Origin of the sequence: Geminocystis sp. NIES-3709, from assembly GCF_001548115.1 — a bacterium.
Lineage (GTDB): Bacteria > Cyanobacteriota > Cyanobacteriia > Cyanobacteriales > Cyanobacteriaceae > Geminocystis.
The window spans coordinates 902,837-920,046 of record NZ_AP014821.1; the positions used below are offsets into that span (position 1 = coordinate 902,837).

Below are 17,210 nucleotides of genomic sequence, written 5' to 3' on the forward strand. Positions count from 1 at the left end.
TTGCTTTACTATTATATCACATTTAAACAAGTCAAATCGAGAAGTGGCTCAGTTTGATGTTAGGGATTATTAAACTGAAACAACTATCAAAAATTAATTATTTAAGACAATAATTTTGCTTGTATTCCTAGAAAAAAACTAATTTTTTTGTTAAGTTAAAATATGTTTAAACTGGTTAAATTATAGATTTTTCAACAATGAACTGTTACCTCTGGTTAAAAGGGAAGAAAATTGAATTAGAAAAGGTCAACTTTTTATGATTTTTTTCCCATTCAAAAGGGGGAGGCTTTAAACCTTAAATGAATCAATTGTCAATTATCAATTTACATTTCATTATTTAACACCATCCGTGAAAAATTGCTCTATCTTTACGCCATTTTACTAATTCTGCTTTTTTGAATCCTGCTGTTAATAACCATGATTTAACTAAAGCGATATTTGGTCCTGTCCAATTTGTAACATCTTTACTTAATTCATTTGTGGGATAAAATCGCATTAAAGGTTGAGGAAATAAACTAAATAATAAACTAATATGGGTTTCTAAAACTAATAATTCTTTGGTCACACTTCTTACTTTTTCAAGAGCAAAAAGAGGATATTTCATATGATATAAAACTCCTAAAAAAAACACCACATCAAAAGTACCTATTTTTTCTCGATCGAGATCTAAAACATCAATATTATAATCTTCTACTTGGGAATTAAAAATTTTTCTTGCCAATTCAAAACCTTGTTTTCCCGCTCCAAAATCTCGCCAAAAATTATGATCTAAACCGTATAATTCTCTTTGTTCCCAGATAAAAGAATCTGTTGCTAAAACTCTTTTCGCACCTCTTTTTTCAGCAGAAAATGAATAAAATCCGTCCCATGCTCCAATATCTAAAACTGTTTTATTACTCAAATCTTCGGGAATCCCACTTAAAATCCATTGCTGAAATTTACGACAAAATTGACCTTCTTTTCCCTCTTTTGTTTCTATTCCTGAACCAAAATCAAAATGATGATGCCAATATTTAATTTTTGCTACTTCTTGGGATAATTCACTAGGTGTCATTGATAATTGATAATTGGTAATTGATAATTGGTAATTGTACATTGCTTACCCTCACCAGTCAATTTAGATTGGTCAAGCGCTGATAAAACTTTGAGAATTTTTAGGCGAATTTTCTACATAGATATTAAAATAAGTTAAGAAACGTTAATTTTGCATTGCTGAGTTTTGAGAAAATAAAATTTATGACTGACGTTCCCGTTAAACGACTGCGCAACTTTTCCATTATTGCCCATATTGATCACGGTAAATCTACTTTAGCAGACCGTTTGTTACAGGTAACAGGCACTGTGGGAGATCGAGATATGAAAGCTCAATTCCTTGATAATATGGATTTAGAGCGAGAAAGAGGTATCACCATCAAACTTCAAGCCGCCCGAATGAATTATAAGGCTAGAGATGGTCAAGATTATGTGTTAAATTTGATTGACACTCCGGGGCACGTTGATTTTTCCTATGAAGTATCTCGATCGTTGGCTGCCTGTGAGGGGGCATTATTGGTAGTAGATGCGTCTCAGGGAGTAGAAGCTCAAACTCTGGCTAATGTTTATTTAGCGTTAGATAATAATTTAGAGATTATCCCCGTTTTAAATAAAATTGATTTGCCCAGTGCTGAACCAGAACGAGTTATTAAAGAAATTGAAGATGTTGTCGGTTTAGATTGTCGTAACATAATCCATGCTTCAGCTAAAGCCGGATTAGGTATTGATGATATTTTAGAGTCCATTATTGAAAAAGTACCACCTCCAGAAGACACCACCCATAAACCTCTACGAGCGTTGATTTTTGATAGTTATTATGATCCTTATCGTGGAGTAGTTGTTTACTTTCGTGTTATGGACGGTAGTATAAAAAAAGGCGATCGAATCTTGTTAATGGCATCAGGAAAACAATATGAGCTGGATGAGGTAGGAGTATTATCTCCCACCCAAGTACAGGTAGATGAATTACACGCAGGAGAAGTAGGATATTTAGCCGCCGCCATTAAAGCCGTAGGAGATGCAAGGGTAGGAGATACCATTACTCTGGTTAATAAACCAGCTTCTGAGGCATTGCCCGGTTATACTGAAGCCAAACCGATGGTATTTTGTGGGTTATTTCCGATCGATGCAGATCAATATGGAGACTTGAAAGACGCTTTAGAGAAGTTAAAATTAAATGATGCGGCCTTGTCTTTTGAGCCTGAAACCTCTAGTGCTATGGGTTTTGGTTTTCGTTGTGGTTTCTTAGGTTTATTGCACATGGAGATTGTCCAAGAGCGTTTGGAAAGAGAGTATAATTTAGATCTAATTATCACTGCTCCTTCTGTGGTTTATCGAGTTACTACTACTGATGGAGAAGTCATCGAAATTGATAATCCCAGTGCTTTACCTGATCCTCAAAAACGGACAAAAATAGAAGAACCTTATATCAAGGTAGAAATGATTACCCCTGAGAATTATGTTGGTACTTTAATGGAATTGTGCCAAGGACGGAGGGGAGTATTTGTAGATATGAAGTACTTTACCATGAACCGCACGAATTTAATCTATGAATTACCTTTGGCAGAAGTGGTAACAGACTTTTTTGATCAATTAAAATCTCGATCGAGGGGTTATGCTAGTATGGAATATCAATTAATTGGGTTTCGAGAAAATCCTTTAATTCGCTTAGATATTCTGGTAAATAAAGATCCCGTAGATGCTTTAGCAATGATTGTACATCGAGATAAAGCCTATCATGTTGGACGAGCTTTGACGGAAAAGCTAAAAGAATTGATTCCACGTCATCAATTTAAAGTGCCTATTCAAGCCTCGATCGGTGCAAAAGTTATCGCTAGTGAACATATTCCTGCCCTTAGAAAAGACGTTTTAGCAAAATGTTATGGTGGTGATATTAGTCGTAAGAAAAAACTTTTACAGAAACAGGCAAAAGGTAAAAAACGGATGAAATCGATCGGTACTGTTGATGTACCTCAATCTGCATTTATGGCCGTTTTAAAACTTGATAATTAATTAACAGTTAACAATTAACAATTTATTTTGATATAATAAGGCTTCCTAAATCATTTTTTAATTTTAGTAAATTCTTCGTAATAAGAACGCTCAGTATTAACTTCCCATAAGTCATGTTTTTCTCCCAAGATGTTTTTGGCCGCTAATAATCCTGTTAACATGGAATGATCTTGATTATTGTAACGGTGCATTCCATTTCTACCAATAGTTTGTAAATTTTCAAAAGTGCCTAAATAATCTTTAATTATTGTTAAATATTGATAATAATTTTGGTCATAAACAGGATAGGCTTTTTTCTGACGTAACACCGTACCCCCTTCAACTAAATTATATTTTAATAATCCTAATTCTTTTAATTCTTGGGTTGCTAATTGTATTAATTCTGAGTTAGATAAATTCCATAAATCATCACCTTCTGAGCAAAAATATTCCATTCCTAAACAAGTTTTAGTTGAATCAGGTACCATTTTTGGACTCCAATTTTTAAAATTCTGAATCCTACCTACTCTAAAATTTTGGTCATGAATATATATCCAATTATCGGGAAATAAATCTTCTGCATCAATAATTAAAGCAACAATCAAAAAATCTCGATAGTTTAATTTATTTGCTACTTCTAAAACATTTTTTGGTGGTTTTGGTTCAATTATACTTAACAATTTTGTTAAAGGCATACTAGAGATAAAATGTTCTCCATTGATAGTATTTATTTCTCCTTTTTGCTCTACTTCAATTGATAATATTTTTCTGTCTTTCCTATTTATTTTAATTATTTTACTATTTAATTGTACTTTTCCTTCTCTATTTTCGATCGCTTTTGTAAATGTTTCCCACATCATTCCTGGTCCTAGTATGGGATAATTAAATTGATTTATTAAACTTTTAGCTTTACTTTTACCAAAGAAAATATTAATTATTGCCTCTTTTAAAGACATTCCTTTTATTCTTTGTTTCGCCCATTCAGCTTGAATTTGATTACAGGGAATTCCCCAAACTTTTTCTGTATAAGTCTTAAAAAAAGTATAATATAATCTCTCTCCAAAACAATCAATTACCCAATCTTCAAACGTTTCTGGTTCTTTTTTTTTTTCAAAAAATATTAATTTAGTTTTTAAATAACTCCAGAGAATTAAAGCACTTTCAATAATACCTAAATTTGTTAAAGTACTTTTAAAGGATAAAGGATAATCAAAAAATTTGCCTTTATAATAAATACGTGATAAACGAGATACTTTGATAAAATTATCTCCTAAAACTTCGTGCCATAATTCTTCTATTTCTGTTACTTTAGTATAGAAACGATGACCTCCAATATCAAAATGATAACCTTGATAAATTTCAGTCCGAGATATTCCTCCCACTAAATTTGCTTGTTCTACAACTATCGGTTTAAGGTTATTTTTTATTAATTCATAGGCACAAGTTAAACCGGCAGGACCTGCACCAATTATAATAATATTTTCCGAAATTATTTTCATTTATTTCTATAAGATTAACATAATATTATTTTATATCATGAATTAGATAATTTTTTGTTGTTAATTTAGTTTTTATTATTCACAGATTATTGATTAATTAAATCAAAATATTTTTGAATATGAGCTTTTCCAGTCCATTTTTCTGAATACGCAGAAAAGCCTTTTATTCCTATTTCATCTCGAAATTGTCTATTGTCTAAAAGTAGGTTAATAGCAGTGATTAATTCCATATCATTGTTATAGATAAAGCCTCCTTCACTTTCTCGGATTATTTCTGGCATAGAACCTAAGTTTCTCACGATTACGGGAGTTTTTTGTTGAAAAGCCTCTAAAATAACTAAAGGTGGTGCGGATTCGAAATTGACTGATGGTACAATAAGTGCGATCGCATTTCGATACAAATTTTTAAGATTTTCACGGGATTGATTACCCATAAATTGAATATTATCAACTTTTTTGGCTAGTTTTTTCAGTTTATCTTCATAATTACCAGTACCAGCAATTACCAGATATAGATGAGGATGGTTAATAAATAGGGGAATTAAAGTCTGTAATCCCTTAAGTTTTTCTAATCTGCCAACAAATAAAAAATAAGGCTTTCTCACCATAACTGAATTTAAACAGTAGTCTTGATCTTCAGGAACAAAATTTGGTAAGTAGTGAATTGGGGGAATAAAACCTCTTTCTTTATGCTTTTCAATGGCAAAATGAGAAGGAGAAATAAATATATCAACTTTTTTAATGGTATTCTTCAATAAATTAGTATAGCGCCATAACTGTGGAGGTATTCGGTAACTTAAACAACAAGTAAAACAGTTGGGTTGCTCACAAACAGTATGATTGAATTTGAATAATGTATGAGTCGGACAAATTAACCAATATTCGTGCATGGTGTATAGTTTAATAGCATTTCCATATTCAAAAATTTTTGCTCCACCCACCAGGGAAATATTATGATAGTGAATAACATCAAATCCTTGAGCGAGTATTTTGTTAATGTGATGGATTTTAAACCAAGGAAATCCTGTTTGATGAGTTAATAAAGGAGATAAATTACCAACATTACTAATAAGAGAATGAATAGTTATATTTTTTTGAAAATTATCACTAATATTATTATTATCAGGTAATTGATTAGTTAATAACTTATAAGCATCAACACAGTGAATTATATCAACAGAATGTCCTCTAGTTGCTAATTCATGGGCTAATCGTTGAACAAAAATACCGTCTCCGCCAAAATTATAAGGTGGATAAAAAGTTGTAATGAAACAAAAACGCAAGGATTTTTGAGTATTCATAATTATTTAATTTTCAGTAACTCACGGAGATTTCGAGGTATTCTTCTTAATTCTAAATATGCTGGAAATAAATTATTAAATAGTAGGTTAAATAAAAATTTACTTCTTAAATAATAGGTATCAATTCTTTCTAAAGAATATAAATCACTGTTAAGGTTGAGAGGTGCTAATTTTGTGGAACAAGCACAGGTAAAATATTGTTGAACTATTTGTTTCGTTAATGAATTATAATTCCCATAAGGATAAGCAAAAGACGTTACCGAAACACCTAAATTATCTTCGATCGAACTTTTTGATTGATAAACTTCTTCTTTTATTTTTGATAAGGATAAACTGGTTAAATCAGGATGAGTAAGAGTATGCGCACCAAAGTTCATACCTAGATTTTGCATTTGTCGAATTTCCTGCCAGTTTAACATTTGACGATTTTCAAAGGTTGAGCCAATATAATCTACAGTTAAAAAAATCGTGGCTGTCATCTGAAATTTTTGTAAAATTACCAATGCTTGAGTGTAAACAGTGCGATCGCCGTCATCAAAAGTAATCACTACAGACTTATTAGGAAACTCTTTCTTTGTTTTGAGACAATTCACTGCTTTTTCAAGACTAATAGTCGTGTAATTCATTTCCCATAACTTGGTGATAGCAGATTCAAACAGCGAAAGATTATAACAAATCGGATTATAATGTTCATCAATTCTATGAAAAGTCAAAATGGGCAACCATTTAGCCATATTTAGTGAAAGTATAAATTAGAGTTTTTTTATTATAAAATTGATGGAAAATAAGGAAAAAATTATCAATTTAATTCTTCGCAATCGATTTCTCGCTAAAACTATCTATTTTTTGAGTGGAAAGCCTCCGTCAATGCCCCAAACCGTCGGATTTCAATATTATACACAAAGAGGTTTATGGAAACTACAACTGGATATTTGTCCTTGCGATGGAGAATTAGTCGAATATTTACAAAAAAAACAGATTTACAGTCAAAGTGTCTTTCATTTTGGTACGGGTTATCATCATCTATTAGGAATAGAAAATCAAAAGTTTGACAAACCCAATGAAATTTTTGCTATTACTGCTTGTGTTAAAGAACATGACGCTTATATAAAATTGTGTAAGCACGATCGTAATTTGGCGAAGTATTACAAAGTATTTTATGGAAATATATATACTCTCACTGAAAAATCTTTACCCAAGTTTGATTTAATCTCATTATTTCATGTTGGAGAGTTTTATTTACCTGAAGAAGCTAATTTTATTCATCAGAACGATCGATCTCTAGTTAATCTTTTTCTGAATCGACTCAATGACGATGGTAAAATTTTATTTTACACAAAATCTTTAGGATGGGAGCAAACAAAACTAATTATTGAAGACTTAGAATCACAGAAAAAAATTCATCTTTTTGAGCAATATAAAACCCTACTAATTTATGGAAAATGAGCCGAAATCCTCCTTAGTCTCTAGTACCATTTGGGTTTCCGTTGCAGAGTTATTATTTTTTCCGACAGGATTTATTACCATAGCATTTCTTCTGCGTAAAATTGGACCGGATGGTTATGGATTATTTGCCCTAGCTTCAGGCTTAATTGCTTGGATTGAATGGATAATGGATTCTATTTTTTCTAATACTACTGTTAAGCTCATTTCTCAGAGTCAATCATGGCAATTCATCGCTAATGGTATTCTCAAAATTCAATTAAGTTTTAGTCTTGCTATCTTTTCTTGTCTAATTTTGCTTACTCCTTGGATTAGTGAGTTGATGCACGAACCTTCTCTTAAACCATTATTATACCTATTTGCCTTAGAAATACCCCTTTTTAATTTGGCACAACTTCATCAAAATATCCTCGAAGGAATAGGAAATTTTAATCCTCGTGCGATGGCAATTAGCGTAAGATGGCTAAGTCGAATGTTTTTAATTATCTTCTTAGTCGAATTAGGAATGTCTGTCACTGGTGCAATTATGGGTGGTTTGATCGCCATAATCTTAGATCTATGGATTAGTCGGCAATATGTACGCCCTTCTTTATTCGGAGTTGCTGATTTTCAGTTTCAAAAACTTTTGAATTATGCTGTTCCTTTATTTATCGCCACTTTATGTTTGAGAATAGATGAAAAATTAGACTTATTCGCCCTCAAAATTTTAGGAGGCAGTTTAGAAGAAATAGGTTTATACGCCTCAGCACAAAATATAGCATTACTCGGACAATTTATCGTACCTGCTCTTGTACCAATAACCATCACAACCTTAACTCGTATCTATCAAGACCAACAAATTATATCAACCAAACAATTTATTCGCAATACCTTTAAGATCGGTTTTTATCACCTTCCCCTAGCAGGAATCATCTCTGTTTGTTCATCAGAAATTCTATCTTTTTTATTTGGTAATACTTTCGATCGTGCTGCACCTATACTATCAGTACTAATTTTTAGCTCTATTAGTTCAATGATGATTGCCGTGATTATTTCCATTCTCATTGGTTTAAATAAGCCTAAATGGACGTTCCTGATCGCCTTACCAATGCCTTTTTTGGCTTTTTTGGGATATTGGTGGTTAATACCGAAGTATGGCTCTTTTGGTGCATCAATTATTCATCTTGTGATTTCCATTATTGCTTGTTGTATTGGATTTATCGTAGTTTATCAATTTTCAGGAGTTTCACCTCCACTATTAACATTTATTCGTAGTAGTTTAGTTTCTGTTGTCGTTATACTTATCGCCTTTATGTTTCCATTTTCTGGATTTTTTCTGATTATCAAATTAATGTTTCTAACTATAATTAGTTTTATTATTCTTTTACTATGGGGAGAATTTAATAATTTTACTCTATCTTTTAAGGATATACGTCAATAACTAAAGATACTGTAAAATGACAATGCCATTTTAAGATTAACAATTTTCTTTGATTTCTATTGGTTCAAAACTTGCTCACAAATCCAATTAAATTAGCCCATTGAGAAAGAATAAATAGTATCATTATTTTAATATTTTTGATTTCAAAATCACTTTTAATGGGAAATATTAAAAGATTAAAATAAAAATTAATCGGCTCTATTTTTATAGTTTGTAAATCTTTTTTTGCTTTAATATAGTGAAAATGTTTTGCTCCTTTTCCATAATTGATATGTTGTTGCCAAAAAGTTTTTAAGGTTAAATAATGAGAATGTTCTACTTGAGCTTTTGGTAAGTATATCATTTTATAACCTTGAGAATAAAGTCGATCGCATAATTCCCTATCTTCAGCCGCCGCTAAGGGAAAAGTGGTATTAAAACCTCCTATTTTTTGAAAAATTATTTTAGAAATAGCAAAGTTATTGGAGGTAAAAAACTTAGATTGCTCAGGAATTGCATTATAATAACTATAAAGATAATCAACTAATTTTTGACTAGCTTCTGAATAAATATTTTCCTTAAGTTTATTAATAATAAATCCTCCTAATATTGCATCAGGATTTTGGGCAAAACCATCAGCAAAAATAGACAACCATAAAGGAGTTACTTCACAATCATCATCGGTAAAAGCCATATATTCCCCTTGGGCTTGAGATACTCCTTTATTCCTTGCTGTCGCAGGCCCTAAATTTTTTTGTTGAATACATTTTAAGTTAATTAGAGGTTGAAAATAACTAATAATTGATTCTAAAGATTGAGGACTACCATCATCAACTACAATTACCTCAAATGAGTTTTTATTATAGTCTAATTTAGTTAAGGATTGAAGACAATTTTTTAATTTTTCAGGACGATTATAAGTAGGAATAACGATCGAAATTTGATACATAAAATTTTAGGGAGTTTTTTAATAGAATCTGAATCTTTTATTGGTTATGATAAATTCAGATAAAACAACTCTTATCGGTAGTACCTTTATCATTTTCTTTATGTCCAACTGAGGTTCAATTAGAGATAAACTCAGAAAATTAAATGAGTAAACCATTATAAAATGAAACTTAGTTCCAAAATATAGGTTTATCAATGATACAACAGGGCGAATTAGTTACTCTCGATATAGAAGATGTTAGTAGTGAAGGAAATGGTATCGGGAAAGTTAATCAACAGGTGGTTTTTGTGCCTAATACGGTGACAGGCGATCAAATTTCTAGTCGTATTATTAGAGTTAAAAAGAAACACGCAGAAGGAAAATTAGAACAAATACACGAAAATTCAAAATATCGTATTCGTCCTCGTTGTATAGTTGCAGATAAGTGTGGTGGTTGTCAATGGCAACATATAGACTATGAGTATCAACTTAAAGTAAAGGAAAATCAAGTCAAAGAAACTTTAACTCGTATCGGTGGCTTTAGTGACTTTACCGTAGAAAAAATATTCTCCGATGATGATTTAGGCTATCGCAATAAGGTTAATTATCCTTTGGGTGTGTCAGAAACAGGCACAATTAAAGCAGGATATTATCAACAGGGTAGTCATCAGATTGTTAATATTAATCAGTGTCCCATACAAGACGATCGACTCAACCTCCTTCTCAAAGAAATTAAACAAGATTTACAACAATTACAAATACCCGTTTATGATGAGAAAACAAAAAAAGGTGCATTACGTCATCTTTGTTTTCGTATTGGTAAAAATACGGGAGAAATTTTATTAACTCTTGTTAGTGCGGAAGTTAGTAATGGGATTATCGAAAAACAAGCGCAAAAATGGTTACAGCGTTATCCTAACTTGGTGGGAGTTTGTTTAAATCATAACCCGAAATCCACTAACGTTATTTTTGGCAAAGAAACAGATTTACTAGCAGGCCGACTTTATCTCAATGAGATTTTTGCCGGTTTAACTTTCCATTTGCGCCCTGAAACTTTCTTCCAAGTTAACACTAACGTTGCAGAAGCATTATTTAATAAAGTTTTACAACAATTAAATTTACAAGGGAATGAAACGGTAATTGATCTTTATTGTGGTATTGGTACATTTACACTACCGATCGCCAAAAAAGTAGGACAGGTTATCGGTATTGAGTCTCATAATATCTCGATCGAACAAGCTAACCGTAACGCAGAAATCAATAATATAGATAATGCTAAATTTATTTTAGGAGAAACCGAGGTTATCTTACCAGAGATTGATGAAAGACCCGATATAATTATTCTTGATCCACCAAGAAAAGGTTGTCAACCTCTAGTTATCGAAACTTTATTAAGTTTAAAACCAGAAAAAATTATTTATATAAGTTGTCATCCAGCTACCCTAGCAAGAGATTTAAAAATGTTGTGTGAAAACGGAGATTATCAATTAACCTTTGTACAACCTGCGGATTTTTTCCCTCAAACTCCCCATGTGGAAACAGCAGTAATTCTTCAACGACTTTAAGAGTTAGATTAACCGGAGAAAATTTTTAGAAATAAAAGGTATTAAATTTAATAATAGTTGAAATAAGTCAATTCTTATTACTTTTCCCTTTTCCCTCTATTTACTGATAATTTTATAGTTCACCCTTGATTATTGATAGGAGTTTGGGAGTAGTAATTAAGATTTATCTTACCTAGCAAGGATAATTAAAATTTGTAAATAATTGCTTAGAATCAATTTTGATAAGTTTTGAATCAATTTTTACTACTATATCTCACTTTTTGTCTCTTATTTTCTATATTCATAAATAATTTCACATCTTTTTCAGGTTAATCTTGGGTAGTTTTCTTTCTAAAAGTTGAATGTCATGTTAAGATATGCTAAGTAAAATTCTATCTCTCATTATCAATACAAAATTTCAAGAACTGTAATCTTATTCTCTTATATTTGTACATATTATTTCGATCGAACTTTTGAGATAAACTATTTAACCTATGACCACACAAACCGAAAATAATAATTGGAAAATTTCATGGCAGTTATTAAGTTTAATTTTAGCCGTTAGTTTCGGCGGTATCGGATTTTTAGCAACCACAGTATTATTACGTTTGCCGAGTAATCCCAGTTGTAATAGTATATCCTTATTATTTAGTTCCGCAACTAATCGCATTTATTGCGCACAACTGTCAGCAGAAAAAAATGATGTTGATAGTCTGTTGAAAGCCATTTCTTTGTTAGAAGAATTATCTCCTAATCATCCCCTTCGTAATGAAATTAATCGTCACATTAAAGAATGGTCTAATGAAATTTTAGTATTAGCTGAAAAAGAATTAAATCAAGGAAAATTAGAGGAGGCGATCGCCATAGCTCGTAAAATTCCCTCCACCGTAGAAAATTTTAGTATCGTCCAAGAAACCATCACTCAATGGCGAGAAATTTGGGATAAAGCTGAAGCAATTCAAGAAGAAGTTGAGTCAGAATTAAAAAATTCTCAATGGAATAAGGCTTTTTTAGTTGCTGTTAAATTGTTAAATATTGAAAATGATTATTGGCAAACGACGAAGTATCAAGAAACAGTTAAAACCATTAATTTAGCTAGAGAAGAAAGTAAACAACTTGATGGAGCTTATGTTACTTTAAGATCTGGAGATTTAGATAGCTTATTAAAAACTATTGAAATCGCGTCCACCATTCCTCCTTCTAGTTATTCTTACAACGAAGCTAGTAAATTAATAGAAGAAGCTGAAAATAAAATTACTGATATTGTAGTTGGGTTCGTAGATAATAAAAATTGGAACGGATTGGGTGACTTAGCTTCTCGAATCCCCGATCAAAGTAAGCTCAAAAATCAAGCTAGAGATTGGACAATAATCGCTAGTGCGGGAAGAAATGCCAATTTAGGAACAGTATCAGGAATGGAATTAGCCGTAGCTGAAGCGGAACAAATTCCTAGCGATAGTAAACTATATTCTAAAGCGAGAGAACTATCACAAGGGTGGATAGCTCAAAAAGAAGACTTAGTTCATCTAGCTAATGCGCGTGATTTAGCAAGATCTGGTACGATTGGAGACTTAAATGCAGCGATCGCTAAAGCGGAATTAGTTACGAATGATAACCCTTTATATCGAGAAGCTCGTCAAGAAATTAGACAATGGAAAAGAGATATACAAATACAAGAAGATAAACCAATTCTAGCAAAAGCTCAAGAGTTGGCATTAGGAAATAATGTTCAATCATGGCAAAATGCTATTAATCAAGCTAGTCAAATTCAGTCCGATCGAGCATTATACTCGGAAGCTAGTGATTCTATACGAGAATGGCGACGGAATATTGAACGAGTCGAAGATCAACCAATATTAGATCAAGCGATCTCCCTAGGCAATGGAAATAATTACCAACAAGCCATTAATGTCGCTAGTCGTATTGGTAGAGGAAGGGCATTATATACCGAATCTCAAAATCAAATCAGACGTTGGCGACGAGAAATTAATGCGGAAGAAGACCTACAAAGAGCCTACCAAAATGCTCAAAATAACGATCCTCAATCTCTTTCCACTGCCATTAGTATTGCTCGTAGAATCCCCTCTACCACCACCATAGAGAACCAAAGTCGTCAAGCTATTAATCGATGGTCAGAACAGCTATTAATCACGGCTCGTAGAGTAGCGTCAGACTACTCCTTAACCTCGATCGAACAAGCCATTAAAATTGCAGAAATGATCCCTAGTGGTACTCCTGCTTATAATCAAGCCAGAGAAGAAATCCGTAGATGGAACAATGACTTAAATCCCTCTTTAAATTATGAAGTTCGTTCTACAAACTACGAATAAAAATAGACTTTTTGTCAATTAATTTGTTAAATCCACTGAAATTATTTTCCTTTATCTAATTCCTAACCTTCAAATAACTATTTATGACTGAAAATAAAACCCTTACACCAGAAGAACAAGAAGATATAATGACATCTTTATTACATAAAGAAGGTTGTTGGGTAGATTGGGGAAAAGCCTGTCAAAAACTTCAACAAACAGGAGTCAAGAGTCAAGAAATTTTTGAAAAAACTGGACTACAAACCAGTCAACAAAATTTAGTCATTGTTGCTAGTCAAGTTTATGAAAGTTTAGTCAAAGAAGGTGCACAAGAAGACTTATTAAGCTATTATCAAGGTCCTCGCAGTGATGTATTATATGAGTTTAGAATTTTAAACCATCAAGAAAGACTGGCTGCGGCTCTATTAGCTAAAGAAAAACAGTTAGATGTGGACGGTGCATCATCGGTAGCTAAAGCCATAAAACACTTTTCCCATTTATCTCAACCACCGACAGGTTTTACCCTTCATCCGGGGGATGCTGTTGCTTATCAACATTGGAAAAATGCCCGTCAAAAAAAGACATTAGCAGATAAAGCTCGTTTGATTGCCGAAGGCTTAAAATTTGCCTATTCTTCCACTGCTAGACAATTAATTGAGCAATTATTAACCGAAGCCGCTGATTCTAGTTCGACACAAAATGCACCTTTATTACCTATTTATCGTTTAGAAACTGATGAAGAGTTACCCTGTATTTTACCTGTGGCGGGTACTTTTCCTTTAAATGTTCAACACTTAGATAATATACCTATTCTTGAATTAGTTGATCCCTTTGGAGTGACTAAAATTTCTCAAGGTATAGAGTTAGTCTGTATTCCTAGTTGGCAAGTTGTTTTAAAAGCACAACATCCTGCCGTTATTTTCTGTAAAAGTGAGGATTTACCAAAACAAACCAGTACAAAATCGGAAGATTTATTAATAGTGGTTGATTTAGCCGTTAAAGAGTGGAATATTAATCATTATTTCTTAGTCCTAGAAGACGATCGACTAAAATTAAAATGGTTTAACTGTGCACCCAGTAACCAAATTTTAGGACAATTATTACTAATTTTAAGACCGAAAAAAATCCTTGATGAAGGTAATTTAACTGAACCTTGGCAAATGGACGATTAATAATAAATAATGCAATAAAATCATGAATACATTAAAAACTGTAACACCAAAACCAGATTGGCTGAGGGTAAAAGCACCGCAAATTCAACGGGTGGGGAATGTTAAAGATATTTTGCGAGATTTAAACTTAAATACTGTCTGTGAAGAAGCATCTTGTCCTAATATTGGGGAATGTTTTAATGTAGGTACAGCCACATTTTTAATTATGGGGCCTGCTTGTACTCGTGCTTGTCCTTATTGTGACATCGATTTTGATAAGGCACCTAAAGCACTTGACACCACAGAACCCTTACGATTAGCCCAAGCAGTCAAAAGACTTAATCTCAATCATGTGGTAATTACCTCTGTTAATCGGGATGATTTACCAGACGGTGGTGCTAGTCAATTTGTGGCTTGTATCGAAGCAACTCGGCAGTTGTCACCTCACACCACGATCGAGGTGTTAATTCCAGACTTATGCGGTAATTGGGGGGCTTTAGAGATTATTCTACAGGCACAACCAGAGGTTTTAAACCATAACACAGAAACTGTACCAAGATTATATCGAAAAGTGCGTCCTCAAGGAGAATACGGTCGATCTTTAGAGTTGTTGAAAAAAACGAGGGAATTGTCCCCAAAAACCTACACCAAATCGGGAATTATGGTAGGGTTAGGAGAAACTGACACAGAAGTAAAACAAGTCATGGAAGATTTACGAGGAGTTGACTGTGATATTATTACGATCGGGCAGTATTTACAACCGTCTTCTCATCATTTGTTAGTCAAAGAATTTGTTACTCCTACTCAATTCAACTCTTGGAGTGAATACGGAAAAAAACTAGGATTTTTACAGGTAGTATCATCTCCATTGACTCGTAGCTCTTACCATGCAGAAGAAGTAAGAAAACTGATGGAACTATACCCTCGATTATGAAACCCTTTAATATTTATATATTAGCTATTTTTCTTCTCCTTTTTTATTCAGCAGATCCTAAATAGTTATCGAAAATTTTATGTTGAACTGAGGTTTAAGCAGATAATAAAGCCTCAACAAATTCATAACTAGAAAAAGGACGTAAATCTTCAATGCCTTCCCCTGCACCAATAAAGCGAATAGGTAAGTTTAATTGTTGACATACCGCAAGGGCAACTCCTCCTTTTGCCGTGCCATCTAGTTTAGTTAATACGATTCCTGTTAATTGGGCTGCTTCCGAAAATATTTGGGCTTGTCGGAGTCCATTTTGCCCTAATGTGGCATCCAGAACTAATAATGACTCAATATGGGCATTTATCGCTTTTTTATCAATAATTCGGCGTATTTTGGCTAATTCTTCCATTAAGTTCTTTTTATTCTGCAATCTTCCTGCGGTATCAACTAACAATAAATGAGCTTCCCGTGCGATCGCTGCATTAATGCCGTCAAATACCACAGCGGCGGGATCCGTATTTTGTCCTTGATTACAAATTACAGGAGTATTGGTTCTTTCACCCCACACCTTAACTTGCTCCACGGCCGCCGCTCGAAAAGTATCCGCCGCCGCAATTATGCACTTATAACCTGATGTTTGGGCTAAATGGGCTAATTTACCGATCGTGGTAGTTTTGCCGACACCGTTAACTCCTGTTAATAACCAAATATTGAGTTTATCTTCTTCTGGCTCAAATTCAGTCTTGGTAAGTTTTTTAAGAGGTTCATCTAATACTTGTTGTAAAATTTGTTTCAAATAGGCGATCGCTTCTTCTGGAGGTAAGGCTTCCTCTTTGAGTTTATTTTGCAGAGTAGTAATAATATAATCTGTGGCTTCGATACCCACATCCGCACTTAATAACATTGCCTCAATTTCCATCACCGCCTCTTGATTGAGAGGCCCTTGTCCAACAACAGATTTCAGTTGATTAATTAAGTTCCGACGAGTTTTACCCAAGCCTTGCCGAAGTTTTTTAAGCCAAATAAACTCATCTTCTGACACATCATCGGGAGATCTTCCTTGATTTGCTAAAACTTGAGCAGACCATAAGAAATCTTCATCTAGCTCTTGCTCAGGCTCGATAGCTGTCTCTTTCAACACTTCTAATCGATCGGATTTTTGTAACCAAGCTGGAACATTTTCTTCGATGGTTTCTTCTAAGACAGTATCTTCACTGGGAGCGGTTTCAGGTTCAATGGTGGAAGATTCTATTTTTTCTGTGATTGTTTCAGAAACAGATTCGAGGGTTGTTTCTTCTGGTTCTGTTTCTTGTAATTGCTGTTTTTGTTTTTGTATATTTGCAAAAGCTGTCTTTGCCCATTCTAAGGAGACTTGATCTGCTATAGGGGTAATAACTTCTTCTGTTTTTGTTTCTTCTACCGTTGATTTATTCTCGACAACAACAGGGGTAACAGGATTATTTTCTTTATTCTCTTTATTGCGACGAAACCAATTAAACATAAAAGATTATAATTAATATGCGATGAATATTTATTACTTTAACCTAAATTCGTTCTGCCTTTCCTCTCAAAAATAGCACTAAGTAAAAACCTATTTAGATTTACTGATAAACATGAGACTAGAAAACTAAGGAGATTGATTTAATGATTAGTAACAAAATTATATCCAACTTAAATGCGTCTT

The 17,210-nt window shown here is 33.0% G+C and carries 13 protein-coding genes; 7 read left to right on the plus strand and 6 right to left on the minus strand.

Going from position 1 to position 17,210, the window contains the following annotated elements:
- Positions 1-337: 337 nt before the first annotated feature.
- On the minus strand, positions 338-1,096 hold the full coding sequence (locus tag GM3709_RS03835) for a bifunctional 2-polyprenyl-6-hydroxyphenol methylase/3-demethylubiquinol 3-O-methyltransferase UbiG (protein WP_231937612.1): 759 nt from the start codon (positions 1,094-1,096) through the stop codon (positions 338-340).
- A 140-nt stretch (positions 1,097-1,236) separates the two neighbouring features.
- On the opposite strand from GM3709_RS03835, the gene lepA reads away from it, so the two are divergent.
- Entirely contained in the window at positions 1,237-3,045 is a 1,809-nt protein-coding gene (gene lepA / locus GM3709_RS03840) for a translation elongation factor 4 (RefSeq protein WP_066116456.1), read from the plus strand.
- 50 nt (positions 3,046-3,095) lie between these two features.
- Here lepA and GM3709_RS03845 read toward each other — a convergent pair whose 3' ends face one another.
- From GM3709_RS03845 to GM3709_RS03855, 3 genes are all read right to left on the minus strand, one after another.
- Complete coding sequence (locus GM3709_RS03845) at positions 3,096-4,523, minus strand: NAD(P)/FAD-dependent oxidoreductase (RefSeq protein ID WP_066116457.1); 1,428 nt, start codon at positions 4,521-4,523, stop codon at positions 3,096-3,098.
- Between the two features lie 86 nt (positions 4,524-4,609).
- The gene (locus GM3709_RS03850) at positions 4,610-5,824 is read right to left on the minus strand and encodes a glycosyltransferase family 4 protein (RefSeq protein WP_066116459.1); all 1,215 of its coding nucleotides are present in this window, start codon (positions 5,822-5,824) and stop codon (positions 4,610-4,612) included.
- Positions 5,825-5,826: 2 nt separating this feature from the next.
- On the minus strand, positions 5,827-6,558 hold the full coding sequence (locus GM3709_RS03855) for a polysaccharide deacetylase family protein (protein ID WP_066116461.1): 732 nt from the start codon (positions 6,556-6,558) through the stop codon (positions 5,827-5,829).
- 133 nt (positions 6,559-6,691) lie between these two features.
- On the opposite strand from GM3709_RS03855, the gene GM3709_RS03860 reads away from it, so the two are divergent.
- Together GM3709_RS03860 and GM3709_RS03865 are read left to right on the plus strand one after the other, a co-directional pair.
- Positions 6,692-7,270, plus strand: a complete 579-nt coding sequence (locus GM3709_RS03860; protein ID WP_197671862.1) for a hypothetical protein — start codon at positions 6,692-6,694, stop codon at positions 7,268-7,270.
- Positions 7,260-8,687, plus strand: coding sequence for a lipopolysaccharide biosynthesis protein (locus GM3709_RS03865; protein WP_066116464.1), 1,428 nt, complete (start codon positions 7,260-7,262; stop codon positions 8,685-8,687). Before GM3709_RS03860 ends, GM3709_RS03865 begins: the two co-directional genes overlap by 11 nt.
- A 64-nt stretch (positions 8,688-8,751) precedes the next feature.
- Here the strand turns inward: GM3709_RS03865 and GM3709_RS03870 are convergent, their stop codons facing one another.
- Positions 8,752-9,615 (minus strand): glycosyltransferase family 2 protein, encoded by an 864-nt coding sequence (locus GM3709_RS03870; RefSeq protein ID WP_066116466.1) that lies wholly within the window; start codon positions 9,613-9,615, stop codon positions 8,752-8,754.
- A 197-nt stretch (positions 9,616-9,812) separates the two neighbouring features.
- Here GM3709_RS03870 and rlmD point away from each other — a divergent pair, with 197 nt between their 5' ends.
- The 4 genes from rlmD (at position 9,813) to lipA (ending at position 15,532) form a co-directional block, all read left to right on the plus strand.
- A complete protein-coding gene (rlmD, locus tag GM3709_RS03875; protein WP_197671880.1) occupies positions 9,813-11,159 on the plus strand; it encodes a 23S rRNA (uracil(1939)-C(5))-methyltransferase RlmD in 1,347 nt (448 codons plus the stop codon).
- Positions 11,160-11,632: 473 nt separating this feature from the next.
- The gene (locus GM3709_RS03880) at positions 11,633-13,468 is read left to right on the plus strand and encodes a hypothetical protein (RefSeq protein WP_066116470.1); all 1,836 of its coding nucleotides are present in this window, start codon (positions 11,633-11,635) and stop codon (positions 13,466-13,468) included.
- 83 nt (positions 13,469-13,551) lie between these two features.
- Entirely contained in the window at positions 13,552-14,619 is a 1,068-nt protein-coding gene (locus GM3709_RS03885; RefSeq protein ID WP_066116472.1) for a RuBisCO accumulation factor 1, read from the plus strand.
- A 22-nt stretch (positions 14,620-14,641) separates the two neighbouring features.
- Complete coding sequence (gene lipA / locus GM3709_RS03890; protein ID WP_066116475.1) at positions 14,642-15,532, plus strand: lipoyl synthase; 891 nt, start codon at positions 14,642-14,644, stop codon at positions 15,530-15,532.
- Between the two features lie 94 nt (positions 15,533-15,626).
- Here lipA and ftsY read toward each other — a convergent pair whose 3' ends face one another.
- Positions 15,627-17,027, minus strand: a complete 1,401-nt coding sequence (ftsY, locus tag GM3709_RS03895; protein ID WP_066116477.1) for a signal recognition particle-docking protein FtsY — start codon at positions 17,025-17,027, stop codon at positions 15,627-15,629.
- Positions 17,028-17,210: the final 183 nt, after the last annotated feature.